This is a genomic window from Shimazuella sp. NTD247, assembly GCF_059510415.1.
This window is the reverse complement of the sequence record NZ_JCAJZU010000004.1, coordinates 1-25,091: the sequence shown is the minus strand read 5'-3', so window position 1 is coordinate 25,091 and position 25,091 is coordinate 1. Positions and strand designations below refer to the sequence as shown.

The following is a 25,091-nucleotide window of genomic DNA, read 5'->3' as shown; positions in this document are numbered from 1 at the left end:
AAACTCCTGTAAACATTGAATTTAATTGAAATAGGCCTTAAAAAGTAAGAATATTACGAATGCAATAAACGATTATATAAGTGAGGGTGAAAAAAATTACGAAATAAACACTAATTTGCAAAGGAATGATGAGGCCTATGAGTTCTAAACATTGGAGTAGTTTAACACCTAAATCAAAGAAAAAAATGAACCAGATGATTGTTGTTGATAGAGAAACCGGGGAAGACTGACAGAAATATATGATGTTAGTCCTAAAATCAAGACAACTCAAAAGCAAGTAAAGATGTATCACCATATTAAGGATGTTCAAGAGTTTGCATCAGAAAATGGAGGCTTTGTCTTTGCATATTACAGATTACAGGCTACAAAACTAAAAAATAGTGATATTGCAAGGCTCCTATTTTTAGCAACGTACCTTGATTATGAGGACAATAAACTTATGTATGATAACTCTAAACCAATTAAGAAAAAAGGCTTAGCAAAGCTTTTATCTGTATCTGATAAGACATACAGAACTTTTTACAAGTCTGTAACTGAGCTTGGCATCATGAGAGATTGTGGTGATTACATTCTTTTTAATAAGGACTATTTCAATAAAGGAGAGCTCAACAAGGAAGCTAAAAAAGGCAAGATATCTTATTCCAGAGCTTTCGTTGATAGTGTTCGTGCACTATATCAGGAATACGGAACAGGCAGAAAGATTGGAAATTTAGGTTTACTGTATCTTGTGTTGCCATACATCTACTACGACACAAACATTCTTTGCTTTAATCCTCAGGTAAGGGATTGGAAACACATTCATAGCATGAGCATTGGGGATGATCGGAAGTTTTGGGTTATGATGCTTCAAAGCTGCCACGAACATTAAAGTCTATGCTCTGGGAGATGAGTCTGTTTTTATGTTGACCGATGTAGGAAAATAAGTGTGCTTTGGTGGATCCAAACTGATCATACTTTGTGAGATAGGGTCATTCCCCTGTCGATTAGACGAAAAAAACACGACTATTCTGTAATACTTCCTTTACATCATCGTATAAAAATATATCCCAAAATTGCTGTTCTTCATCATAGAAAACTGGGTAGTTTGTTCTCATATGACGATACCAAGAAAATGGTTCGTATAAATTTTTTTGTATTTCGGGATGGTTTACGCGGCGACTAAAAAATTCGACTCCCGTTTGATGTCTCATATAATCACTCCTCATGCTGTGCATTCGTCTCTTTTTTACGTAATTCGAGGACTTGAGATAGTTCAAATTTCCAAAAATTTTTATAGTAATTTGCAGTATCTTTACTGCCTGTGTTCATAAATCCTTGTCTAAATTCAATTGTCTGCTTCCTGTCATGATAGATATGCGCTTGGCAGTAATGGATATAATGATCGATTAAAAACAATCGCTCTTCCGCATTTAAGTATTGAAAAAAAGCAACTTTTTGCCAAAATAACTTTTGGTATTCTCCTAAATTTGCCGCTGTATCCAGCATTAATTCATGAAAGCGTTCTTCTCCTTTTTCCGTAATGCGATAAGTTTTCTGACCTCGTTTTCCTAGGTTTTCTTGAAGGAGTACAATCTCGATCATTTTATCCTGTTCTAATTTCGTTAATAGTGGATAGAGTCGTCCCTTACTAAACTTCGCGAAAGGCCCAATAATTGCATTAATGATTTTTACAATCGTGTAGCCATGAGTAGGTTGATGATACAAGAATCCTAAAATAATGAGTTCGTACATGGTATCTCCTTTTTTAATAGTTCATTGTGATCTATCATAATGGTACATTTATTTTTTTATTTGAACAATACTTTTCACGAATTAAAATCCAGATAAATATTATTAGATCAACAAAATAGATAGATTATTTTATTTTTAATAAATACATCGGAATATGTTGCGATTTCTTTTAGTAACTACTATAATAGTAACTATCAAATGTAGTAACTACTATAGTAGTTACTACAATGGGTGAGGGAGAAGGTTATTCGTGGAGGAATTAATAAAAAACCTAGTTCAGTTTGGATTAACACAATACGAGGCAAAAACTTATATTGCTTTATTACGGCTTGGAACATCAAATGGTTACGGGATTAGCAAAGATTCTGGAATTCCAAGGTCAAGAATATATGAAGTATTAGAGAATCTCGTAACTAAGGGAATGATTTTAAAAGAAGAAATAAATGGAGACGTTCAATATACTTCCTTACCGGTAGATGTATTTCTCCGATCAATTAACGATTTTTGGAAAGATTCCTATTCTTATGTAGAAAGCGAATTAAATAAAATCGAAAATGATCTACCTAAAAAGGAATTTTATGTTACTTCCATATCAGGAGAAGAGAAGGTTCTATTATTTGCGAAAGATCTAATTTCAAAAGCGAAGCAAAGGATTATCGTTTCGCTTTGGGATTCTATGTATGATCAATTAGCTGAACTTTTACTGGATAAATCGGATACATGCAAGATAAAGGGGATTATATTTGGAAAAGAAAAAGTAATTCCAGAGCTGACTATACATCGGCAAACTTCCTTTTTGGAGGAGAGAAAAGAATACAACTGGTTTATTTTATCTATTGATGGAGAAGAAATTTTCTATGGTCACACCAGTCATCATGATGCAAAAGCTTTTTATACAAATGATCCAACACATGCCTACTTGTTGGAAGATTATATTTGGCATGACATTTTAGTTAATCGATTAATGAAAGAACAAAATGGATTTGAAAATTGGATAGACGAAGAAGCAAAGAAATTTTTCACACCATAGAATTTACAGAGGGATGATCATATGAAAAAAGTGCTGGGATCATTGGCAATACTGGCGATACTTGCTTTAACTGTCTTTTTTATTCAACCTTATGTATTATTGGACGATAGTCAAAGTCGCGTAGTAATTACTTCCATTGATGTTCAATATCCATTGTTAATCGTGCATATCTTTTTTGCAGCTCTAGCAATGGCGATCGGGCCGTTTCAGTTTTCCAAAAATATACGGGTAAAAAAGGTAAAGTTGCATCGGGTACTTGGGCGAATATATCTCATTGGTATTTTAGCTGGCGGGATTACTGGTTTTGGCGTTGCTTTATATACAGAAACATTTACAAGAGAGCTTGGTTTCATATTTCTAAATATTTGTTGGTTGTATTCTGCTTGGATGGCTTATGTTACTATTCGGAAAAAAAGAGTACAGGAACACCAGCAATGGATGATCCGTAACTATGCTCTTACAGTTGTTGCGATTAGTGCAAGAATTTTAGCACAGCTATTAGTACCTGTATATTGCTTATTGCGTGATGTTTCCAGTGATGTAGCAGCTACTCCAGCTGTTTTTGATGGTTTATTGGAGACAGGAGTCTGGCTTGCAATTGGACTGCATGTAATCGTAGTAGAGTGGTTTATTTTAAATAGAAAGAAAAAGCGACAACCAGTATCAGCGATTTGATTCGTCTTTATGGTATTTCATTACTTGTTATTAAGGATAAAAGCCAGCCGAAAATCTGCTGGCTTTTAAACAAAACTTCTTCTTTCTGACATGAATAAGATAAAAAGAATAACAGAACTAATAAAAAACAAAGCCGAGCCCCAAAGTGCTGTAACCCGAGCAACAAAGTCCCATTTTCTTCGCTGACGTTGAATGAACATAGGATTTGTCCTCCTTTATCTGTATATATCGCTAATTTATTTTATGATTTTTTATGGAAGTTGTGATGAGTTATTTAAGAATCACAGAGCCTTTCCAATGAAATATCCAGTAATGCTAAATAAAACTCCTGCCAAATAGGTCAGTAAACCATAGATAAAAAAAATACCCTGCTGTTTTTGTTGATGCAGTTGAAATAGTTCCCAATTTAAAGTAGAAAATGTGGTGAAAGCACCACAAAAGCCGACACCAAGCAATAACATCCAAGTTTCATTTGCATGAATTCCAACTAATCCCCCTAGTAACAGCGTCCCTATCATGTTGATAAAAAAAGTGCCATATGGAAAAGAGTTTGCTGTCCTGTTTAATATTCTACTGATCAGATACCGGCATACAGCCCCTAAAGCCCCTCCAAGAGCTATATAAATCACCTTTCGCTCCCACCTTTTTGAACAAATCGATAACCGAGAAAGGTAAATAGATACCCTCCTGCTATGCTCAATACAAAATAAAGAGAAGCATATAACCATTTGTTTGTTTCAACAAGCTTTATGAGGTCACTTGAAAGGTTGAAAAAGTAGTAAATGCTCCAATAAATCCAGTGCTAATCGCACCACTAGCCCAAATGGGGAAGTTAGGATAACGAGTGAGCAAAGTGAAGAACCAACATAAGAATAAACATGCTGCGAGATTAATTACTTAATGTACTAACAGGAAAACCATTATAATAAGTTGAAGGAATAAACAACTCGTTTTTCATACTGAAGCAAGGAGCCGATTATTTCCAAAATCCCTATAAAAATATAAATCAATTACTGTTCCCTTTTTATTGTGGATTACATATACGACTCTAGTCTTAGATTTATTTCCTTCTATTGTTTCTGTCACTTTTCACAGTCTTTGTGTATGCTGTAGTTACAGTTTGAATAGGGAGAGGCTTTTTATGAAAAAAATAGCAGGAATTATCCTTGTTATTTTAGGAATTATGTTATTTGCTCATGCTATTTGGTGGAGTCCATTTAATTTTTTTGTACCTCATACGACAAATTTAAAAAATCAGATTGCCATAGACGATGGGGATTTGATTGAAATGAATATAACAAGCGAGAATGTTACTATTTTACCAACAGACGATGAAAAAGTAAGTGTTGTTGTTACTGGGAGAGATTTAAACAACGTAAATTTTACGATGAATAGAGAACATCATGATTTGAAAATTGATTTATCTCCAAAATGGTATTCTTTTTCTAATACAAACGAACTAAAACTACTAGTCTATGTCCCTCGAAAACAAGTAGTTCGATTAGATGTGAATGCGACTTCTCGAGTAGTACAAATTGGTACTGACCAAGGGTTAAAATGGAACATTGAAGATTTGAAAGCCGAAATTGTAGATGGTTCAGCTTACTTAAAAAATGTGATTGTGAACAATTTGGTATACGATGGAACATCAACAGATGTGATTGTAGATCGGGTTGAATCCAAACAATCATTAATTAATACTTTTTCAGGAAATATCAATATAAGCCATTACACTGGTCCCTTACACATATCATCGACTAGTGGTAATATACGTATGCAAATAGATAAACTAGTAGGGAATTTAAAAACCGAAATGTTATCTGGGAATATCAGCATGTATCTTCCCGACGCGGCATCCTTTGCTTTGAATGCGGAAGTGCAGTCCGGGAAAATGAATGTCGATTATCCATTAAAAAATAAAAAAACAAGTGCTTCCAAAATAACTGGAACAGCAGGAAGTGGAAAATACAAAATTAATTCAGAAATAATGAGTGGTGATTTGATCATTCATGATTAGGTGGTGATTTCATGCGTCGGACAGGCGGAATTATATTTTTTGTTGTAGCATTTCTATTGCTTTTCACTGCACTAGGCCTAAACGATCTACTCGTCAGTCCTGTCATCTTGATACTTGCAGGCATGGTATGCTGGTGGTTTTATTATCGCCGAATTGCTGTCTTTTTTCTCACTATTGGTGCTCTTGCGATGATTGACGTTAAATTGTGGGCATTACTATTCTCACTGCTTCTCTTTTATGTTGGATACAAACTGTTGTGGTCGAAAAATAATAAATTATCCAAAGAAGTACCGGATGATAAGGGCCATCATAACTTGAATTGGGATAAAACATTTGCCATTCAAAATCAATCTTTCATCCGAAAGCTCCGTCTGGGTGATTTACAGTATGAGCTATATGATATTCATGCGACAAATGAAATACAAAATATATACATCGATTTGTCTAGAGCCATTATTCCTGAAGGGGAAACTAATATTATTTTGAATGGTATAGCAGGGAAGGTAAGTTTGTATCTCCCGGCAGACCTAGATGTATCGATCGCAGCTTCGACTACATTAGGAGAATGTGATGTTCTAGAAAAAAAACAGCATGGTATTCGCAATCAAGTACAGGTATCTTCCCAAACATATGAAGAAGCAAATCGAAAAGTAAAGATATCTATTTCATTTTTAATAGCAGATATTCAGGTGAGGTATCTTTAAATGAAACAAAACAAGCGTTTTGATACTACAAATTGGAATGTTGCATGGTACTCTTTTTTTCTTGCATTAGCAGTGTTGGTTGTGATGGTTGCAACCATTCTTCTGCATTATCATTTGCATCTCGTTATTCTGTTTGCGCTTGGATGGACAATTGCCCCTATCATCGGGGTATTATTTGTGGCGTGGGTAATAGGCTTTTTATATGGTAATAAAATAAACCATCGATTTTCGCCAATAAAAGAATCTTTAATCCAGTGGGAAAGGGGAAATTTTTCCTATCGAATTCCTCTGACAAAAGATGATGAGATAGGAAAGATTACTTCAAGAATGAATCAAGTAGCGGAACGAGTTGAAGCACAAGCTGCGTCTTTGCAAAAACTAATTACTGAGCGATCCGAGTGGCAGACAGAAATGAAACAAGAAGTGATAACAGAGGAAAGAGGACGTTTGGCAAGAGAGTTACACGATACGATCAGCCAGCAATTATTTGCGATATCGATGATGTCTTCTGCTATATCTGCAAGTAATTTAGAAAATACAAGTGAAGTTGCAAAACAAGTAGGCTTTATTGAAAAGTTAGCAGGTGAATCCCAACAAGAAATGCGTGCATTATTGATGCATTTACGGCCTGTTACCCTAGAAGGAAAGAATTTAAAGCAAGGTCTGGAAGAATTGTTGTTAGAATTACAAGATAAACAGTCCTTGTTCGTATCTTGGGAATTGGAAGAAATGCCCGAATTAGCGCGTGGAATTGAAGATCATTTGTTTCGAATTGTTCAAGAGGCTCTATCAAATGTATTGCGTCACTCCAAAGCGACGAAAGTTCATATTCGTTTAGTTATTCGTGGAAAATATCTGCATTTGAAAATTATTGATGATGGTATTGGATTTGATGAATCGAAAATGAAGATGTCCAGCTATGGGCTTAAATCGATTGCTGAACGTGCAAATGAAATTGGAGGGATAGGAGAAGTCTTATCACTTCCTGGCAAAGGTACTCAAATCAATGTAAAAGTCCCCATCTTGCAGCAAGGAGGAAAAAAATGATAAGAGTAATACTAATCGATGATCATGAGATGGTGCGCATGGGTTTATCTGCTTATCTTACTACACAGGCAGATATCGAAATAGTAGGAGAAGCCTCAGATGGAAAAGCAGGAGTTCAGCTTGCGATGGAAACCCAGCCTGATGTGATATTGATGGATTTATTGATGGAAGGAATGGATGGTATAACAGCGACCAGAGAGATAGTAAAAGTAGTGAAAAAACCGAAAATCATTGTTCTCACTAGTTTTCTTGATGATGATAAAGTGTACCCTGCTCTAGAAGCAGGTGCTCTCAGTTATCTTCTGAAAACATCTCGAGCTGACAAAATCGCGGCTGCAATTCGGAGTGCCGCCAAAGGGGAATCGGTTTTAGAGCCTCAAGTGACTAATAAAGTGATTTCTAAAATGCGTGGATCGGATAAAGAAAAACCGCATGAATCACTGACTGCTCGCGAGATGGAAGTGTTACAGTTGATTGCAGACGGCAATACCAATCAAGAAATAGCTGATAAATTATTTATTACTGTAAAAACAGTAAAAACGCATATTACCAATCTTTTATCAAAATTAGAATTAGATGATCGAACACAAGCAGCCATTTATGCATACCGCAATAATTTGGTGAAATAAATGGAAGAAATCACTTTAGGTTTATTTCTAAAAAAGAGATAAGCCTTTTTACTTGGGATAAAAGAAGGAGCCATTGTTCATTATCAAGCTACAAATGGAAATTCAACCGTTCTTGTTTGATATCTTTGCATGGATCTATTTGAATAGAAATTTCTATATAATGATGTTCTTATGGCTTTTTATTTTCCTTTATTCATGTAGAATAGTTATATTCTATTTAATGGGAGGTTTATTATTGATACGAATTACATCCTTGTTGCTCTCCTTAACTCTTGTCTTTGTTCTATTTTTGTTTCAAACAGAACACAGCTATGCTGCATCACATCATCACTCCCATCATACTTCTAGTATTTCTCATGGCAATGACATCGATGGGGATAGTGGAATTACTGGTATAATTGTATATTTTTTTCTTGCTTTCATTGTTTTAGTTTATGTTGCTGCAAAATTTATCAGAAGAAGAAGGCATTGAGTCACTTCGGTTTTCAGAATCTTTCCGATTCCAATCCTGTAAAAGAATAGCGCTTTTTTCGTATTGTGGGACTATTTTATCAATTACTAGATGGGGATGTTTAATATCTCAAGAAGAAAAAATATTTTTAGACGCTCACTGCTGGTTGTCAGTGGCGTCTATTTTTTACAGTCATTCTTTGGTTTTACGGATTGTTTACCAAATCAGTTCGCTGACGTTTAAGTTTCTCATATACGACAGGATCAACAACGAGGAAAACATTTTTCTCCTCTTTTGGAAGATTACGCACCTCTCCATTTTCTATATAAGCAATCTCATCTGGGTCATATGGCGGAGCTAGATGTTCCCCGGTCTTACGGTGATGATACGGCCCGCTCGATATATTTTTGATGGTGTAGAGATCATCAGTCAATGATGAGATACTAGTCATGGAAGCAACCTTTCTTGTGACTGCGAATAAAATTGTATCATAAAATAATCCTGCTTTTAAGAAAATTTTAAAATAGAAACCCAACATATCCTTGGAATTTGCTGGGTTGTTTACATTGTCAATGTTTTAGTACAGCCATTGGTTTTTCATTTTTTCTTATTTTTGCATCCAAATAAAAAGTTCCAAATGGAATGATGGAAGCGAGGAAAGCGAAAAAACCTTGGCTGAATTTCCACTTATCTGCAAAATAAACATTCGCGAGTGTAACGAGATAGAGAATAAATAATACACCATGGATGGACCCAACAATTGTCACTGCTATTGGAATATCAGCTAAATATTTGAGCGGCATAGCGAAACCTAGCAGCAAAAGATAAGAAATACCTTCCAGTAACCCAGTTATGCGAAATCTTCCAAGAGCTGTTTTTAGCATTGTGATCTACTCCGATCGTAACCAGTTTGAGATGTCTTCACTTGGATCGTAACACAATAAAAAACGTTTGAAAGAAAAACACAAAAAGTTACGAAAGAAGACAAATTACAATATTGAAGTGGTAAACCGCAGTCTTTTTAAAAGTGTTGGTCACCAATCCGTTTTTTTGTCATAGTCTGTATAGACAGTTGCCTATTGCGAAAGGTGGGGACGTAGATGTGCGGATTAACGGGGTGGGTGAATTTCGAGGAAGATATAAGCAAACAAAAAGAAATATTGGATGCAATGAATATTCAGCAAGAACATCGGGGACCGGATGCAACTGGTACATGGATTGCAGAGCATGTAGCGCTTGGACATCGTCGACTGTCTATCATCGATCCAGCTAATGGGACTCAACCGATGGTGAAACAAATCGGAGATCGAAAATATGTGGTGGTATACAATGGTGAGTTGTATAACATGAATGAATTACGAGATCAATTAGATATAAAAGGATATAATTTCGCTACGAAATGTGATACCGAGTTGCTGCCTGCTGCGTTTTCAGCTTGGCGTGAAGGTGCTCCAAAAGAACTAAATGGTATTTTTGCATTTGCTATTTGGGATGAATCCAAAGAAGAATTGTTTATTGCAAGGGACCGTATTGGCGTAAAGCCACTTTTTTATACAAAGATAGGAAACTCTTTTTTGTTTGCATCAGAGTTAAAATCGATAGTAGCTCATCCGGATGTGCCACGGGAAATCGATGATCAAGGACTAAATGAATTGTTGGTAATGGGGCCGTCCCGTACACCTGGTGTTGGTGTATTTCGCAATATTCATGAGTTAAAACCGGGACATTGGCTTCGGTTTAATCGAGAAGGATTGACGATCCGCCCCTATTGGGAACTGGTTAGCGACTTCCATCAAGATGATGTACCAACAACTATCGCAAAGGTAAGAGAGCTTTTCCAAGATGCAGTAGGACGACAGCTTGTCTCTGATGTGCCAATTGGAACAATGCTTTCGGGCGGCTTAGATTCTAGCGCACTCTCTGCGTATGCTGCTAAGTATTTTGAACAAGAAAACCGTGGTACACTGCAAACCTTTTCTGTAGATTATATAGATAATGATAAATATTTTAAACAAAATGAATTTCAGCCAAATCCGGATGCACCATGGGTAAAAGTGATGACAGATCATATTGGATCCCATCATACAAATGTGATGTTGGACAATGAGGAATTATATGAATCGCTTATACATGCCATGCGTGCTAGGGATTTACCAGGAATGACAGATGTGGATGCTTCGTTGTATCTATTTTCCAAAGCAATAAAAAAAGATTTGACTGTTGTACTCTCTGGTGAGTGTGCAGATGAAGTATTTGGCGGTTATCCTTGGTTTCATCGCGATGAATTAGTGAATGCGGATACATTCCCATGGGCAAGATTAACGAATTTACGGATTCCATTTTTAAAAAATGAACTTGTAGAACACATAAAACCACTTGATTATATCGATAATCGCTACCAAGAAGCCCTATCAGAAGTCCCGCGTTTACAAGAAGAAAGTGCAAAAGATGCGAGAATGAGGGAAATTTTTTACTTAAGCTTAACACGTTGGATGCCGACGTTGTTGGATCGAAAAGATCGGATGAGTATGGCAGCAGGTCTAGAAGTACGTGTTCCCTTCTGTGATCATCGATTGGTTGAGTATGTTTGGAATGTACCATGGTCCATAAAATTTATTGGAAATCGAGAAAAAGGACTGCTTCGTCAAGCTGTTTCCCATTTACTTCCGCAAGAAGTGATGGAACGCAAAAAGAGTCCATATCCCAAAACCCATCATCCTGGATATTTGACTTTTGGAATACAGAAGATAAAAGAATTATTGACGAATGCAAATGCACCAATTTTTCAGTTGCTTGACAGGAGTAAAGTAAAACAATTTTTAGAAACGGATCTGAAAAGCAGGCATATTCCTTGGTTTGGTCAATTAATGAATGTCCCAGCACTTTTAGCCTATTGGTATCAATTGAATGAATGGTTCAAGGAATATAGAGTCTCCATTAAATAAATAATTATATTATCCCCTTCAACAGAGGGGATATTTTTAGTAGATTGGAACTATCCAAATGAAAATGGTATACTTTTAGCACTCATAGAGCAGAAAGCAGGGGTTTCAAGATGACTGTAAGAGTCCGTTTTGCGCCTAGTCCTACTGGACATTTGCATATTGGTGGGGCGCGGACCGCATTATTTAATTATTTATTTGCTAAAAAAACAGGTGGTACGTACATACTAAGAATTGAGGATACAGATACTGCACGGAATAAAGATGACGCCGAAGAAAAATTGATTCGCGCTTTTCGTTGGCTTGGATTAGATTGGGATGAAGGCCCGGATGTAGGAGGAGAATACGGACCCTATAGAAGTATGGAAAGACTGGATAGTTATCAGCCTTTTTTGGACAAACTCCTTTCTGAACAGAAAGCATATCCATGCTTTTGTACAAAAGAAGAATTAGAAGCAGAACGAGAATTAGCACAGCAAACAGGAAAAACACCTCGATACTCAGGCAAGTGCCGCCATCTTACTTCTGCAGAACGGCAAGCAAAAATAGAATCAGGTCTGCCTTATACCATTCGCTTTGCGGTTTCAGGTGATGATGAAATATCATTCCATGATCACATTCGTGGAGATATGAGCTTCCAAAGAACGGATATCGAAGATTTCGTTATATGTAAATCAGATGGCATTCCCACTTATCATTTTGCAGTGACAATTGATGATTCATTGATGGAAATAACACATGTTATTCGAGGAGAAGAGCATTTATCAAATACCCCAAAACATGTTTTGCTATTTGAGGCAATTGGTTATAAGATCCCTGAATTTGCTCATATTCCTTTGATTTTAAATGAAAACGGCAAAAAATTGTCCAAGCGTGATGAAACCATTTTGCAATTCATTGAGCAGTATCATGATCTTGGCTATTTGCCGGAAGCTGTGAATAATTATTTGGCTTTGCTCGGCTGGTCACCAGGTGGAGAGTACAATGAGGAAGAAATCTTTTCGCTTGAAAAGTTAGTTGAGCTGTTCTCTCTTGATCGGATTAACAAAGCTGGAGCTATTTTTAACCAAGAAAAACTGAGCTGGGTCAATAGTCAATATATTAAAGCGATGGATTTGGATAAGTTAATCGAGCTTACTAAACCGTATTTGGATAATGATGCTGATTATCAGGCATATTTGCAACAGAATGAGTTGGATGGAGAACAAGCAAAAGACCGAACTCGTGAATTAGTAGCTTTATTCCAAACTGCCATGGCCACACTTGGAGATATTGTCCCTCTGATTAAACTATTTACGATAGAAGATGCTGTATATGAAGAAGAAGCTAGTGAAGTCTTAAGGCAAGAACAAGTTTCAACAGTTTTATCCGCATTTGCTGAAAAGATAGAACAGCTTGCTGATTATAGTCCTGCTGAAATCAAGAAGACATTAAAAGCTGTACAAAAAGAGACAGGCTTTAAAGGGAAACAACTGTTTATGCCTATTCGCGCGACAGCTACTGGTCAAATTCATGGACCAGACCTCAATCAGACCTTATATTTACTAGGGAAAGAAAAAGTGCTGGCTCGCATTGATCATGTATTAAAGCAAGTGGTGTCATAAGAGAAGCTCCTGCGGGAGCTTTTTTTTTGGGAGCGGTTTTTTAAATACGGCGGGTGTAATGCACTAATCGCATTACATCCGTTCTCCTGCTTGAGGTTCCTCAAATATTCAGCAGTTTCATTCTCCAACGGATTCTGAGATTCTTTCTTGTTTTTAACACGGCCTTTGAGAAAAGTTTGTACATCTTTTTGGCGTGAGGAATTCCTTGTCAGGGAACAGATGTTTCAATTAGATCTTTAATAACTTGATAAAAAATCATTTCATTCCCATGCAGTTCACTAACTTCTCGATCAGGGAGATAGATACGATTGAAATGCATTTGTTCAGTGTCAATATGCCTATTGATTTTACGAAGAAGTTCATCCTTGAAATTGGCATGATACGACCCTAGAGTATTTTAGGATACAAGTTAATAATAGTTTGTTACATATATCACAGCAAGACTTTTGACGATTTGTTGATAAGAATCTGGTTAATAAATCATAAATCTTCGAATTACTTTGCAGTGACATCATAATTTGATATGCCGTGAAAAAGGGAAAAGCTCCTCTTTTTTTCTTTGTCAATCCAATGTATAATAAAAGTTACGATTATGCGCCCGTAGCTCAGCGGATAGAGCAATCGTTTCCTAAACGATGTGTCGGAGGTTCGAGTCCTCTCGGGTGCGCCACAATTGGAAGAGTACATCATTAGTTGCAGCTCAAGCTGCTCTTTTTTTTGGTTTTATACTGATAAGGAATATATTTATTAAAATCATAAAACGTAATATTTACGATTTACAATATCAAGGCTTGTCGTTATAATTGTATTTAGATAGGAAATAATAAGTATATTGCTTGGAGGATGGAGATGAAAAAAAGAATAATTACGCTTCTTGGTATTAGTTGTTTGTTATTATTTTTGGTTGGATGCGGAAATGAGTCCCATTCATCGAAAGCCCAAATTGTTGTTTCTTTGTATCCGCTCCAAGATTTTGCGCAAAAAATCGGTGGTTCAAATGTAGATGTGATCAATATCGTGCCTCCTGGAACAGAACCTCATGATTTTGAACCGTCACCAAAAGACATGATCAAACTGAGTCAAGCTGACTTATTTCTATACAATGGTGCCGGCTTGGAAGCATGGGTTAATCAAACCATTCCAAATATAGATCAATCGCAAACGCTTGTTGTTAATACGTCTGCAAAGTTGAAACTACATAAAGTAGATCCAACTAGTGAAGATCCACATATTTGGTTAGATCCATATTTAGCACATCAACAAGCAAAAACAATCTATGAATCGATGGTGAAGATTGATCCGACCCACAAAAAAGAATTTACTGCGAATTATCAAAAGCTTAATAGTCAGTTTCTTGCTTTAGAAAAGGAATATGAAAGCCTTCGTAAAACGCCTAAACATGATTTTGTAACAGCGCATGCTGCTTTTTACTATTTGGCGAAGCAGTATAACCTCAATCAAATTGCAATTTCTGGATTGAGTCCGGAAGATGAACCAAGCCCGAAAGAAGTGAGCAAATTAGTAGATTTACTGCGTAAACATCAAGTGAAAGTCGTTTTTTTCGAAACACTTGTTAATAATAAATTAGCCAATACAGTCAAAAACGAAATTCATGCTCAAGCAGAGGTGTTAAATCCATTAGAAGGGTTGTCAAATCAAGAATTAGCAAAAAAAGAAGATTATTTCTCTGTGATGAGAGCAAATTTATCCAATCTCAAGAAAGCTCTAGGTGCTGGTAAAAATGAGTAATGTAGTTTTGAAACTGGAAAATGTATCTTATTCTTATGAGCAGCAATCTGTTTTAGAAAATGTATCTTTATCTGTTAGGGAAGGGACTTTTTTAGGAATTGTAGGTCCCAATGGATCAGGTAAGTCTACTCTGTTAAAAATTGCACTGGGTGTGCTGCACCCGCAATTCGGAAAAGTATCCATTTTTGGAACTTCTATTCGAAATCAAAAAAAGAAATATAATATTGGCTATGTCTCACAAAAATCAAATAGTTTTCAACGGGATTTCCCTGCTACAGTAAAAGAAGTAGTGGCGGCCGGCCTTGCATCGAAAAAAGGAATTCTCCGCAGATATAATAAAAAGGATTTCGAACTAGTAGAACAAGTGTTAGATCAAGTTGGCGTAAGGAATCTAAAAGATAGGAGCATAGGCAGACTATCAGGAGGACAGCAACAGCGAGTATTTATCGCCAGAGCACTGATTAGTAATCCAAAATTGCTCATTCTCGATGAACCAACCGTTGGGATTGATCAAGAATCGACTAAGCAATTTTATGATTTATTGCATCAATTACATCAAAGACAGGGTCTTACATTGATTATGGTTACTCACGATATTGGGGCTGTTTCTACTTTAGTTGATGAAGTAGCTTGTTTGAATAAAACATTATTCTTTCATGGGGAAAGATCAGAGTTTGCCCGGCAGGAAAATGCTCTATTATCAAAATCGTATCATTATGATGTTCAAATTATGAATCATCAGCATTGAGAGGGGAGAAGAACTTGTTTCATGATTTTATTCAGTATGCTTTCCTGCAACACGCACTCATTGCTGGGGTGATTATCGGATTGGTTTCACCTCTTGTAGGAATCTTTTTGGTAGTTCGTCGTTTATCCTTAATAGCGGAAGCATTATCACATATTACGTTATCAGGAGTAGCAGCTGGTCTGCTCTTGCAAAAAAATTTCCCAATATTTGCGGGGATTAGCCCCCTTTTTGCGGGCATGAGTTTTGCTGTAGTTGGTTCTGTATTCATGGAGCGGATCAGGCAATTTTATCGTTCCTACCAAGAATTGGCTATCCCTATTCTTTTGTCTGGTGGAATTGCTGTAGGAGTTGTCTTGATTGGTTTAGGAAATGGATTCGGCACGGATATTTCGAGTTTATTGTTTGGGAATATTTTGGCTATCCAAGTTCAAGATCTATGGCTTATTGGTATGGTTGCTATATTCGTAATCGGTTTTTTACTTGTATTTTTCAAAGAACTATTTGCTCTTGCGTTTGATGAAGAGCATGCGATGCTGACTGGAATTCGCGGTAGATTTTTGCATCTTGTGTTTATTATCTTAGTGGCGATGGTCATTTCTGTTGCAATAAGAGTAGTTGGGATATTGCTCGTATCTGCACTGATGACATTGCCCGTTGCTACAAGTATGCAGCTGTCCCTTAGTTTTCGTAAAACCGCTATTTTATCTGTTGTTTTAGCAGAAGTTTCTATAATGTTTGGTCTACTGTTGGCTTATACTTTAGATATTGCATCAGGAGGGGCGATTGTCCTAGTCTCTATTGCTTTGTTGTTATGTGTAATCGGCGGTAAACGATTATTTTCTGTGATACAATATAGGAAAGCAAATGTGCGAGGCGAATGATAATGGATACAATAACAGCCTTACAAGTTTTAAAGAAAAAAGGCTATAAATACACTGGAAAACGTGAACAAATGGTTCATATTTTTGAACGAGAAGGTCGATATTTAAGTGCAAAAGAAATGTTGGAATACATGCAAAAAGATTACCCAGGACTCAGTTTTGATACGGTATATCGTAACCTCTCCTTGTTCGAACAATATGGAATATTAGAAGTAACGGAGTGGTCTGGAGAAAAAAAGTACCGTTTAGCGTGCAATTCGAATTCCCATCATCATCATTTGATCTGTACGACATGTGGAAAAACAACCGCAATCGATCTTTGTCCGATGAATGCTATTTTAGGTGAACCAAAGAACTTTGAAATCACAGGACATAAATTTGAGATTTATGGGAATTGTGGAGATTGCATGAAAAGCTAGGAGTGAATATATGCTAAATCATGAAGATTATATGCTCCTGGCGATCGAAGAAGCAAAGAAAGCTGCTTTATTGAAAGAGGTGCCAATTGGCGCAATTATCGTTTATCAGGACGAAGTCATAGGCAGAGGGTATAACTTGCGTGAAACAAATCAAGATCCACTTTCCCATGCAGAAATAATTGCTATTCGGGAAGCCGCTGAACGTCTTGGAACATGGAGATTGGAGGACTGTGTTCTATATGTAACATTAGAACCATGTCCGATGTGTGCAGGAGCGATCTTACAATCACGCATTCCTACTCTGGTGTATGCTACAACAGATCCAAAGGCTGGTTGTGTTGGCAGTTTGTATAACCTTTTACAAGACGAGCGATTCAATCATCAAACAATAGTTGTATCAGGGATTTTACAGGAAACTTGCAGTACCATGCTGACTTCTTTTTTTCGAGAGTTACGGGAACAGAAAAAAAGAACTAAAAAAACGTTATCATAATATCCTAATCTCAATAGTTAGGGTGGGATGCTGGTGAAAAACTACGCAACACCCCACAATCACCTAGTAGACTATGTGAGGAGTGAATCCTTGATCTTTTCAAATCGTTCGATCAACTTTGCAAGATCACTCTGGGGACGCTCTCCCATCGAATAGTGTCCATAAATCGGCAGCTCATTGCGCAGATGAAGGACTCCAAGAGCAAAGAGGATACCCATCGCTTCTTTTATATCTTTGGCGATGACAGGTGGAATAGGGGTGATTTTTCTAAAAGCTTTCTTGAACTCATCATGAACTTCAAGTATCGCATACTCAATACCTGAGTCATAGTTGTCCTTAAACTTTACTCTCTTCAGTGTTTCGATCGCTGTGTTCATCTGTTCCTCAAACTGCTGTTTCTGGGTCAATGTTTTCTCCTAAGTGATTTGTGGATGAATGCTGTTTCATCCTTATTTTTATAGTAGCTGTTGACATAGCTAAGAGCAAGTAGCTATTGGCGACATCTTGACAAATCTATAGACAATAGTATAATATACTTGCTTTAAAGCCTATTGATTTATAAACAACATAAATTTTATGGAGAGGTGTCCGAGTGGTCGAAGGAGCTGGCCTCGAAATCCAGTGTAGTTTCAAAGCTACCGTGGGTTCGAATCCCACCCTCTCTGCCATATAAACCTTTGCCCCCCTTTTCGATGAAAAAGGGGGATTTTTAGATCAAATTAATAAATCAAAAAGGTACATGAAAGGTATCAGTTGCTAGGGGGATAGCTCCTCTTTTATTTATTCCCAGTTCTGTGTTTGTTTGCTCCGTTGCGCTCCAGTTATTTTCGCAACATGACTCTGATTCATGTTGTGGAACACTGTGAAAATGTACCTCTGCCCCTTGTAGTGCAATGACATAGTGCTGGGTTTTTCAGTAGATTTTTTATAGCGAACTTGTGCTGATCAGGAGATTTTCAAAAAGTTAAATTATTGCTCACTTGTCTTTGCCTCTTGCAACTGCTTTATTTTGTAATGCATGTCTATTCCTTTCTTGTAAACCTAATTTTATTGTAGTTAATGCAGTTATAAATATCTATACTTCTCTTATTAAGATAGTGCAGACATTTTTTGCGCACAAAAAAAGCGGCTATGTGTAAGCCGCTTTTTGTTATGCAATTGCTTTTTGTTCGATCACTTTATCGATGATCCCATATGCAAGTGCTTGTTCCGTATCCAGATAATTATCCCGATCAGTGTCTCGTTCAATTTCCTCGATCGTCTTTCCGCATCTTTCCGCATAAATTTTGTTTAATGTATTTCTTGTTTTCATCATATTTTTCGCCCGAATTTCAATATCTGTTGCTTGACCTTGTATTTGTTGAACCCAAGGTTGATGAATCAAAATTTCTGTGTTTGGCAGTGCCATGCGTTTCCCTTTTGCTCCGCCGATTAAAATGGTTGCACCCATTGATGCGGCAAACCCAACTGCGATGGTCGAAACATCAGGTTTGATATATTGCATCGTATCATAAATAGCAAGTCCAGCAGTTACAGAACCGCCTGGTGAATTGATAAACATCTGAATGTCTTTTTCCTCATCTTCAGCAGCTAAAAAAAGTAATTGAGCAATAACGGCATTTGCTATTTGATCATCAATTGCTGACCCGATAAAAACAATTCGATCTTTTAGCATTCGGGAGTAAATGTCATAAGTTCTTTCTCCATACTTCGTCTGCTCAATAATATAAGGAATTTGCATGTTTTCTCACCCTCCCTTTTGCTTGTTTATGCAGCAAGTTGCATAAAGGCAGAAGAATAGTTTTGTGTTCTGCCAAATCCAGAAGAAATGACTTTTAGTTTTACTGATTCAGCTTCTGTTTGAATGACTAATTCCTGGTAGACAGCTTCTTGAAGTTTTACTGGAAATTTAACTACATTTCCAGCTGTATTCGATTTGGCAGTTGTTTGCCATACAATAGTAGAGTTGACTTTCTCAGAAGAAACTTGTTTTTTATTCATTTTGTATCATCACTCCCATGATCTGGATCAGGATAAACGGACAATAAAACTTGATAAGGATGAAGTTGTGCTGGTTTGGTTTGATATTTCTTAACTAATTTTTCAACTAACATGACATAATCTTCAACAAATTGTTCTCTAACGGATTCATTTGCAAGGTTTACTCGCATTTGGAGTGAAGCGCTTGGTATTGTTTCGTTTTCATCTGAACGCTCCATTAAATGCAGCGCATCTTTTTTTATTCTTTCGGAAGTATGGATAAGGTGTAGTAAGGAACCTTGGTCTTTTATTTTTTGAATGGTCTCTTTTCCGATGGAAAGTGATTCTGCTAGTAGAAATGTACGAGCGATGCTTTGGTATAGTACTTCTACCAAATTTCTGACTTGTCGAGTTCCTACTTTTATGACAAGTCCTACTTTTACTAATGTCTTCAGATGATAATTCACTCGTTGTGGTGTTTCGCTCATTTTCTTTGCAACTTCGGTTGCAGAGCTTGGTTCTTTTAAATGAGCCACTATTTCAGCACGTAATGGATTGATTAATGCAGAGGCTTGCTCAGGTGATTCAACCAAATAAGTTTCTTGGATCGATTGCTTCAATTTTTGATCACCTTCTTTACAATATATCTTCTACGTAAAAATAATTTATTACATAAAAATTAATTTGTCAATAAATGATATGCAATTTGTTCCATGTTGTTGTTTATCTCGAATTATGGTATGATGAATTTTGCCGTGCTAGATGGGGAGGTGGCGGTGCCCTGTAACTCGCAATCCGCCTTAGCGGGGTTGAATTCCTATCTGAGGCTTATTCTGTGTAAGGACTGGTCTTGCTGGACAGTGTTGACGATTGGGTCCTACGCAACGAGTACTTCTGAACCGTGTCAGGTCCTGACGGAAGCAGCACTAAGGAAGATCACTCGTGTGCCGTAGGGTTGCCTGATTTGAGCTGAAAGGGAAGTTACCGCTTGGACAGATAAGTCAAAGATAGGTGCCGGCTTACATATTTTAAGAAAAGGAAGGCCAGATACTGGCCTTCCTTTTCTTATTTTCTTTAGCAGTAGTAATAAAGTTGTTCACACAATAATTTCTTTTCATCGAAAATGATGTCATTAGCAAAATAAACTATACTTGTTTCTCTTTTTTATTGGGAAAAATATACAAAAAAGAAGGAAGTATAGGAAAAATAGAGAAATTAACTAGTAGAAAAATCCTCTGTCATGATCCATCTATCAATAGTGATAAATAATTTCTTTTCTGGACTGGTGGTTGTTCGTATGGTTTCAAGGAAAGTGATAGTGTGGTGGAATCAATGCTCCATTTAGACGCTAGTGTAGTGAGGAGGTCAGATGATCATCCTGCTTATTCAATGATGGATTCCTATCCATTTCCGCACTATGAGCATATAACTGATTTATTTACTCAGATGCAGATTGGTATTTGGTTAATCGATCATCAGGGCTCTCTTGTAGAATTGAATAGTATTTCCTGTCGATTTCTCGGTTTAGAACGTGATGAAGTTTTATATCGTCCCATTGACTACGTCATTTCACAACTCGATCCCTCTCAAATAAACTACAATACTTTTATTTCTTTCCTTACCAATACACATCCACAGCAAAATGAAATGGAACTAGAATGGGAAACTGCTGAAGGTAGACATCTTTTTCTGATTCGGAAGAGACGAATAAATAATAAAGAATCCGGTTTTTCCGGTGATTTCTTCATGATGGAAAATAAAACAGAGGTCGATTTTTTAGCTAAACAAGCACAGCTGAGTAATCGACTAGCCACAATCGGACAAATAGCAGCAGGCACGGCACATGAAATAAGAAATCCATTGACTTCCATTCGTGGATTTTTACAAGTGATCGGTCATAAATTAAAAGAAATAGGCCAACAAAAAGAGCAGGCTTATATTGATATCATGTTAAAGGAATTAAATCGAATAAACAGTCTAGTCAGTGAATTTCTTTTATTGAGCAAACCAAGATTGGTCTCTCGGAGTACAACAACTATTTCTTTACAAGATGTAATTGAAGATATGTTGCCAATTGTACAAGGGGAAGCGACGTTACATAATATTGAGGTGCAATTTTATGAAGCGGTAGCGGTCCCGCTTGTAGTTGATGCAGATAGTGAATTGATTAAACAGGTATTTTTAAATTTATGTAAAAACGCAATAGAGGCAATGGAAGAAGACGGACTGTTAACCATCTCGATAGGACTGGATGATGAAGACACTTATGCTGTTGTCAAAATAGCAGATCAAGGTCCGGGGATACCAAAATGTATGATGGAAAAAGTTTTCGATCCATTTTATACTACAAAAGAAAATGGGACAGGTTTAGGTTTACCAATATGTAAACAGATCTTGAGAGAACTAAATGGTAAGATGGAAGTGAATTCAAATGATGATGGAACGACTTTCCATATTTATTTACCACTTGCAACCCGCTCTTCATGAGATGGGTTGTTTTTTTGAAAACCTTTTGCATTATGTAGTATGATTGGTATTGACTTTAAAATAATAGGATGGTGTTCCCTATGTCCTATCGAGCATTGTATCGTGTTTGGAGACCGCAACATTTCCGCGATTTAGTGGGTCAAGAGCATGTTACCACAACATTAGCAAACGCTCTAACAAGTAGGCAAATTTCACATGCTTATTTGTTTAGTGGTCCAAGAGGTACAGGGAAAACTAGTGCAGCTAAGATATTTGCTAAAGCAGTAAACTGTGTTCATGGCCCCGCTGCGGAACCGTGTAATGAATGTGAGGCTTGTAAGGCTATTACAGAAGGATCATTACTAGATGTAATTGAAATTGATGCTGCATCCAATCGTGGTGTAGACGAAATTCGTGATCTGCGTGACAAAGTCAAGTATTCTCCAACAGAGGTTCGCTACAAAGTATATATTATCGATGAAGTCCATATGTTAACAACGGAAGCTTTTAATGCACTATTGAAAACGCTAGAAGAGCCTCCTGCCCATGTTATTTTTATATTGGCGACAACCGAACCTCATAAATTACCTGCCACTATTATTTCCAGATGCCAACGTTTTCCATTTCGTAGAATTCCCCATCAACGAGTAGTAGATAGGTTAAAACATGTAGTGGAACAAGAAGGCGTTACAGCAGAAGAAACAGCATTGGAACAAATTGCTCGAGTTGCAGATGGCGGGCTCCGCGATGCACTGAGTCTGTTAGATCAAGCCATCTCATTTTCCGAGGAAGGTTTGACAGAAGAAGTAGTACTTTCTATTATCGGAGGGGTATCAGAGCACTCCTTACTTGCTTTGTTGGAACATCTCCATCACAAAGATCGAACATCAGCGTTAAAGCAAATAGAAGAATTTATGGTGTATGGAATTGAAATGGATCAAGTTGTGCAAGATCTTTTGTTAGTAATAAGAGACAGTTTGCTGACAAAAACATCTGTAGAAAGAGCAAGTATTTCAGATGCAGTAAAAAGTAAAGCGTCTTTGTTTGAAATAGAAGAATTAATGAGCTGGATAGATCAGCTTATCCTTATTCAACAGCAACTAAAATGGGTAAATCATCCTCAGATATTACTCGAATTGTTTATTTTTCAACAAACAAGTGATAACAGATTTCAGCAAAATACACAAACATCTATACCTGAAGTTAGACCACAGACATTAAAACCATCTGCTCCGCAAAAAAGTGATGGCGGAAAAAAAGCGCCAAAACAAGCAGTCGAAAATCATTCATCTACTACACCGTCGAATAATAAACAGACAGATGTAAATTCTGCTGTTAATCAAATATGGCCATCTGTTTTACAATCAATCAAACAACAGCGGGTTACTTTATATGCATGGTTAGCAGACGGGGAAATTGTAGAAACAACTGGCAATATAATTTCGATCGCGCTCATTGGTGCATTTCACCGCGATACGGTATTAAAACCGGAAAATAAACAGCTGATTGAAAAAGAATTAGAAAAGTTTTTACATAATTCCTACGAAATTAAAGCATTTACAAAGGAAGAATGGGAAGGACAACGAGGCAAAGATGAAATCTCCATCACGACCTCGAAACCAGAGTCGACGGATGATATAGTAAAAAAAGCGATTGATATTTTTGGTGAAGAGTTAGTTTCTGTAGAAAAATAACTGGAGAGGATTATGGATATGAAACAAATGAATCAAATGATGAAACAAATGAAAAAAATGCAAGATCAACTGATGAAAGCTCAGCAGGAATTAGAAGCAAAAGAATTCGAAGGAACAGCTGGCGGGGGCGTTGTAAAAGTAGTTGTTAATGGAAAAAAACAATTAGTTACACTGACAATTCAGCCTGAAGTAGTAGATCCAGATGATGTAGAGATGCTGCAAGATCTCATTATCGCAGCATTTAATGAAGCGCAAAAACAAGTGGATGACGTTGCATCCAAAGATTTAGGAAAATTGACTGGCGGATTGAATATTCCTGGACTTTTTTAGGATGGTGAATAACATTGTATTTGCCTGAACCTATTGTTAACCTCATAGAAGGGTTTCAACGTTTGCCAGGTATTGGGGCTAAAACAGCACAACGACTAGCATTTACCATTCTCAAAATGGATGATGAAGATGTTGCTGAATTCGCTCAGGCACTGATTCAAGTAAAAAGAGATCTAAAGGTGTGTACTGTCTGTCAAAATATTTCTGATCAGGATATATGTGATATTTGCCAAGATAAAAGCAGAGATACGTCCGTCATTTGTGTGATACAAGAGACAAAGGATTTAATAGCGATGGAACGTACGAAAGAATTCAATGGCCTGTACCATGTACTCGGAGGAGCCATATCTCCGATTGAAGGTATTGGCCCCGAACAGTTGAAAATCCCCTCATTGTTAGAACGTTTATCAGATGAAAAAGTAAAAGAATTGATATTAGCGACCAATCCAAATATGGAAGGAGAGGCAACTGCTATGTATTTGTCTCGCCTTGTAAAACCATTTGGGATAAAAGTTACACGAATTGCACATGGTCTGCCGGTTGGCGGAGATTTGGAATATGCGGATGAAGTCACATTAACAAAAGCATTAGAAGGAAGAAGAGAAGTATAGTGGTATTAGCAGGGGATATCCCTGCTTTTTTGTTTTAAAACAATATAAACTAGTGATTTGCATAGGGAGCAGAGGCTCTCAGATCAAAGGTGAATGTACTGAGAGTAAGATAGGTTTTCATCAACAAGGTGAAGATAGTATTCAGTGTCATGTGGACTTACACTTGGATTGGATGGGAAGAGTCAATGTTTAATAGGGTCCTGAGGTTTTTTGGTATCTGGATGACTTAGCGGATGCCAGTCCATGCAGTCACTACAACTTCTTGGAGGTAGTGGTACTACTGGTTCTTTTCATTTTTGATGTAATGAATTTGATTCTTGTCCCATAAGATAGAGTAAAGTGATTATCGGGATGAGGGATGGGTAAGTGTTAGATATAAAATGGTGGGTGTTTGCAGGTGTTGGTGGAGTGGTATTGTTTATGATAATCACTCGTTCAGTGAAGAAACCAATGGTATGGATTTGGCAAGGGCTTCTCTATTCTGCTATCGGGAGTTTGATTATTTTTTTAATCAATTATATTGGACAATCTTTTCATTTTGAATTACCTATTAACGTAATGACAGCAACAGTGTTAGGCTTGTTACGTATCCCAGGGATTCTATATCTCATTGCAGTAAAACTGCTTGTTTTGCCGTAGACGAAACGTCCCGTTTCAATCGAGAAGCGGGATTTTCCATTGTCGGAGTAATCTATCAAAGAACAGGGAAGAATAAATTTAAAAAAAGTGTTGACTTATTATAATGGAGCATGTTATATTATTTCTTGTCGCCGCGACAGTAGCGGACAGACACAAAAAACAAAGTTGTTCCTTGAAAACTGAAGAGTGAGATCACAAACCTGTTAATTTTTTAAAAAAGCTAGCGATAGCAAAATGAGCTTTCAAGCTTG

At 36.9% G+C, this 25,091-nt stretch carries 31 protein-coding genes, 2 tRNA genes and 1 other RNA gene; 23 read left to right on the top strand and 11 right to left on the bottom strand.

All coding sequences use genetic code 11. From position 1 onward, the window contains the following. The first annotated feature begins 283 nt into the window (after positions 1-283). Positions 284-868: a hypothetical protein gene (locus tag AC5WOC_RS10840; RefSeq protein WP_496055436.1), complete on the top strand. Its 585-nt coding sequence runs from the start codon at positions 284-286 to the stop codon at positions 866-868. Between the two features lie 115 nt (positions 869-983). Here the strand turns inward: AC5WOC_RS10840 and AC5WOC_RS10835 are convergent, their stop codons facing one another. Both AC5WOC_RS10835 and AC5WOC_RS10830 read right to left on the bottom strand, forming a co-directional pair. Next, positions 984-1,190, bottom strand: a complete 207-nt coding sequence (locus AC5WOC_RS10835) for a hypothetical protein (RefSeq protein ID WP_496055435.1) — start codon at positions 1,188-1,190, stop codon at positions 984-986. 4 nt (positions 1,191-1,194) lie between these two features. After that, complete coding sequence (locus AC5WOC_RS10830) at positions 1,195-1,731, bottom strand: PadR family transcriptional regulator (RefSeq protein WP_496055434.1); 537 nt, start codon at positions 1,729-1,731, stop codon at positions 1,195-1,197. A 250-nt stretch (positions 1,732-1,981) separates the two neighbouring features. On the opposite strand from AC5WOC_RS10830, the gene AC5WOC_RS10825 reads away from it, so the two are divergent. Together AC5WOC_RS10825 and AC5WOC_RS10820 are read left to right on the top strand one after the other, a co-directional pair. Beyond that, entirely contained in the window at positions 1,982-2,761 is a 780-nt protein-coding gene (locus tag AC5WOC_RS10825; RefSeq protein WP_496055433.1) for a TrmB family transcriptional regulator, read from the top strand. A gap of 21 nt (positions 2,762-2,782) precedes the next feature. After that, complete coding sequence (locus tag AC5WOC_RS10820; RefSeq protein WP_496055432.1) at positions 2,783-3,436, top strand: DUF2306 domain-containing protein; 654 nt, start codon at positions 2,783-2,785, stop codon at positions 3,434-3,436. Positions 3,437-3,501: 65 nt separating this feature from the next. On the opposite strand, the gene AC5WOC_RS10815 is transcribed toward AC5WOC_RS10820, so the two are convergent. From AC5WOC_RS10815 to AC5WOC_RS10805, 3 genes are all read right to left on the bottom strand, one after another. Further along, the gene (locus AC5WOC_RS10815; protein ID WP_496055431.1) at positions 3,502-3,636 is read right to left on the bottom strand and encodes a hypothetical protein; all 135 of its coding nucleotides are present in this window, start codon (positions 3,634-3,636) and stop codon (positions 3,502-3,504) included. 81 nt (positions 3,637-3,717) lie between these two features. Beyond that, the gene (gene crcB / locus AC5WOC_RS10810; protein WP_496055430.1) at positions 3,718-4,065 is read right to left on the bottom strand and encodes a fluoride efflux transporter CrcB; all 348 of its coding nucleotides are present in this window, start codon (positions 4,063-4,065) and stop codon (positions 3,718-3,720) included. Between the two features lie 118 nt (positions 4,066-4,183). After that, positions 4,184-4,330 carry a hypothetical protein gene (locus tag AC5WOC_RS10805; protein ID WP_496055834.1) on the bottom strand — a complete coding sequence of 49 codons (147 nt, stop codon included), beginning with the start codon at positions 4,328-4,330 and terminating at the stop codon, positions 4,184-4,186. Between the two features lie 247 nt (positions 4,331-4,577). On the opposite strand from AC5WOC_RS10805, the gene AC5WOC_RS10800 reads away from it, so the two are divergent. The 5 genes from AC5WOC_RS10800 to AC5WOC_RS10780 all read left to right on the top strand — a co-directional run bounded on the left by AC5WOC_RS10800 (position 4,578) and on the right by AC5WOC_RS10780 (position 8,305). After that, complete coding sequence (locus AC5WOC_RS10800) at positions 4,578-5,453, top strand: DUF4097 family beta strand repeat-containing protein (protein WP_496055429.1); 876 nt, start codon at positions 4,578-4,580, stop codon at positions 5,451-5,453. A gap of 11 nt (positions 5,454-5,464) precedes the next feature. Beyond that, positions 5,465-6,157: a cell wall-active antibiotics response protein LiaF gene (liaF, locus tag AC5WOC_RS10795; RefSeq protein ID WP_496055428.1), complete on the top strand. Its 693-nt coding sequence runs from the start codon at positions 5,465-5,467 to the stop codon at positions 6,155-6,157. Continuing rightward, on the top strand, positions 6,158-7,204 hold the full coding sequence (locus AC5WOC_RS10790; protein ID WP_496055427.1) for a sensor histidine kinase: 1,047 nt from the start codon (positions 6,158-6,160) through the stop codon (positions 7,202-7,204). It begins immediately after the preceding gene. Continuing rightward, positions 7,201-7,833 (top strand): response regulator, encoded by a 633-nt coding sequence (locus tag AC5WOC_RS10785; RefSeq protein ID WP_496055426.1) that lies wholly within the window; start codon positions 7,201-7,203, stop codon positions 7,831-7,833. The genes AC5WOC_RS10790 and AC5WOC_RS10785 overlap by 4 nt, the downstream gene beginning before the upstream one ends. Positions 7,834-8,068: 235 nt before the next feature. Beyond that, positions 8,069-8,305 carry a hypothetical protein gene (locus AC5WOC_RS10780; protein WP_496055425.1) on the top strand — a complete coding sequence of 79 codons (237 nt, stop codon included), beginning with the start codon at positions 8,069-8,071 and terminating at the stop codon, positions 8,303-8,305. A 184-nt stretch (positions 8,306-8,489) separates the two neighbouring features. On the opposite strand, the gene AC5WOC_RS10775 is transcribed toward AC5WOC_RS10780, so the two are convergent. After that, a complete protein-coding gene (locus AC5WOC_RS10775) occupies positions 8,490-8,735 on the bottom strand; it encodes a hypothetical protein (protein WP_496055424.1) in 246 nt (81 codons plus the stop codon). A 118-nt stretch (positions 8,736-8,853) separates the two neighbouring features. Continuing rightward, positions 8,854-9,168: a DUF3817 domain-containing protein gene (locus AC5WOC_RS10770; RefSeq protein ID WP_496055423.1), complete on the bottom strand. Its 315-nt coding sequence runs from the start codon at positions 9,166-9,168 to the stop codon at positions 8,854-8,856. A gap of 216 nt (positions 9,169-9,384) precedes the next feature. Here AC5WOC_RS10770 and asnB point away from each other — a divergent pair, with 216 nt between their 5' ends. The 8 genes from asnB to tadA all read left to right on the top strand — a co-directional run bounded on the left by asnB (position 9,385) and on the right by tadA (position 17,120). Beyond that, entirely contained in the window at positions 9,385-11,229 is a 1,845-nt protein-coding gene (gene asnB / locus AC5WOC_RS10765; RefSeq protein WP_496055422.1) for an asparagine synthase (glutamine-hydrolyzing), read from the top strand. Between the two features lie 110 nt (positions 11,230-11,339). Then, the gene (gene gltX / locus AC5WOC_RS10760; RefSeq protein ID WP_496055421.1) at positions 11,340-12,830 is read left to right on the top strand and encodes a glutamate--tRNA ligase; all 1,491 of its coding nucleotides are present in this window, start codon (positions 11,340-11,342) and stop codon (positions 12,828-12,830) included. Between the two features lie 594 nt (positions 12,831-13,424). Next, positions 13,425-13,500, top strand: a tRNA-Arg gene (locus tag AC5WOC_RS10755). A 179-nt stretch (positions 13,501-13,679) separates the two neighbouring features. After that, positions 13,680-14,579: a metal ABC transporter substrate-binding protein gene (locus tag AC5WOC_RS10750; RefSeq protein WP_496055420.1), complete on the top strand. Its 900-nt coding sequence runs from the start codon at positions 13,680-13,682 to the stop codon at positions 14,577-14,579. Continuing rightward, the gene (locus tag AC5WOC_RS10745; protein WP_496055419.1) at positions 14,572-15,327 is read left to right on the top strand and encodes a metal ABC transporter ATP-binding protein; all 756 of its coding nucleotides are present in this window, start codon (positions 14,572-14,574) and stop codon (positions 15,325-15,327) included. Before AC5WOC_RS10750 ends, AC5WOC_RS10745 begins: the two co-directional genes overlap by 8 nt. Before the next feature lie 14 nt (positions 15,328-15,341). Then, positions 15,342-16,208 (top strand): metal ABC transporter permease, encoded by an 867-nt coding sequence (locus tag AC5WOC_RS10740; protein WP_496055418.1) that lies wholly within the window; start codon positions 15,342-15,344, stop codon positions 16,206-16,208. Positions 16,209-16,210: 2 nt separating this feature from the next. Next, complete coding sequence (locus AC5WOC_RS10735) at positions 16,211-16,627, top strand: Fur family transcriptional regulator (RefSeq protein WP_496055417.1); 417 nt, start codon at positions 16,211-16,213, stop codon at positions 16,625-16,627. 10 nt (positions 16,628-16,637) lie between these two features. Further along, positions 16,638-17,120 carry a tRNA adenosine(34) deaminase TadA gene (tadA, locus tag AC5WOC_RS10730; protein ID WP_496055416.1) on the top strand — a complete coding sequence of 161 codons (483 nt, stop codon included), beginning with the start codon at positions 16,638-16,640 and terminating at the stop codon, positions 17,118-17,120. A 71-nt stretch (positions 17,121-17,191) separates the two neighbouring features. On the opposite strand, the gene AC5WOC_RS10725 is transcribed toward tadA, so the two are convergent. Further along, positions 17,192-17,527 (bottom strand): hypothetical protein, encoded by a 336-nt coding sequence (locus AC5WOC_RS10725; protein ID WP_496055415.1) that lies wholly within the window; start codon positions 17,525-17,527, stop codon positions 17,192-17,194. Between the two features lie 171 nt (positions 17,528-17,698). Here AC5WOC_RS10725 and AC5WOC_RS10720 point away from each other — a divergent pair. Further along, a tRNA-Ser gene (locus AC5WOC_RS10720) sits at positions 17,699-17,788 on the top strand. 482 nt (positions 17,789-18,270) lie between these two features. Here the strand turns inward: AC5WOC_RS10720 and AC5WOC_RS10715 are convergent. From AC5WOC_RS10715 to AC5WOC_RS10705, 3 genes are read right to left on the bottom strand one after another with little or no spacing between them, the layout of a single operon-like run. Continuing rightward, positions 18,271-18,861, bottom strand: coding sequence for an ATP-dependent Clp protease proteolytic subunit (locus tag AC5WOC_RS10715; protein WP_496055414.1), 591 nt, complete (start codon positions 18,859-18,861; stop codon positions 18,271-18,273). A gap of 26 nt (positions 18,862-18,887) precedes the next feature. Next, positions 18,888-19,121 (bottom strand): hypothetical protein, encoded by a 234-nt coding sequence (locus AC5WOC_RS10710; RefSeq protein ID WP_496055413.1) that lies wholly within the window; start codon positions 19,119-19,121, stop codon positions 18,888-18,890. Beyond that, on the bottom strand, positions 19,118-19,720 hold the full coding sequence (locus AC5WOC_RS10705) for a winged helix-turn-helix domain-containing protein (protein ID WP_496055412.1): 603 nt from the start codon (positions 19,718-19,720) through the stop codon (positions 19,118-19,120). Before AC5WOC_RS10705 ends, AC5WOC_RS10710 begins: the two co-directional genes overlap by 4 nt. Positions 19,721-19,853: 133 nt before the next feature. Here AC5WOC_RS10705 and ffs point away from each other — a divergent pair. The 6 genes from ffs to AC5WOC_RS10675 all read left to right on the top strand — a co-directional run bounded on the left by ffs (position 19,854) and on the right by AC5WOC_RS10675 (position 24,840). Then, positions 19,854-20,118: signal recognition particle sRNA large type (gene ffs, locus AC5WOC_RS10700), an RNA gene on the top strand. 314 nt (positions 20,119-20,432) lie between these two features. Next, positions 20,433-21,587, top strand: coding sequence for an ATP-binding protein (locus AC5WOC_RS10695; protein WP_496055411.1), 1,155 nt, complete (start codon positions 20,433-20,435; stop codon positions 21,585-21,587). Positions 21,588-21,667: 80 nt separating this feature from the next. Then, complete coding sequence (dnaX, locus tag AC5WOC_RS10690) at positions 21,668-23,260, top strand: DNA polymerase III subunit gamma/tau (protein ID WP_496055410.1); 1,593 nt, start codon at positions 21,668-21,670, stop codon at positions 23,258-23,260. 18 nt (positions 23,261-23,278) lie between these two features. Then, positions 23,279-23,590 (top strand): YbaB/EbfC family nucleoid-associated protein, encoded by a 312-nt coding sequence (locus AC5WOC_RS10685; protein ID WP_496055833.1) that lies wholly within the window; start codon positions 23,279-23,281, stop codon positions 23,588-23,590. Between the two features lie 14 nt (positions 23,591-23,604). Further along, complete coding sequence (gene recR / locus AC5WOC_RS10680) at positions 23,605-24,201, top strand: recombination mediator RecR (RefSeq protein WP_496055409.1); 597 nt, start codon at positions 23,605-23,607, stop codon at positions 24,199-24,201. Positions 24,202-24,567: 366 nt separating this feature from the next. Beyond that, entirely contained in the window at positions 24,568-24,840 is a 273-nt protein-coding gene (locus AC5WOC_RS10675; protein WP_496055408.1) for a pro-sigmaK processing inhibitor BofA family protein, read from the top strand. The last annotated feature ends 251 nt before the right edge of the window (positions 24,841-25,091 follow it).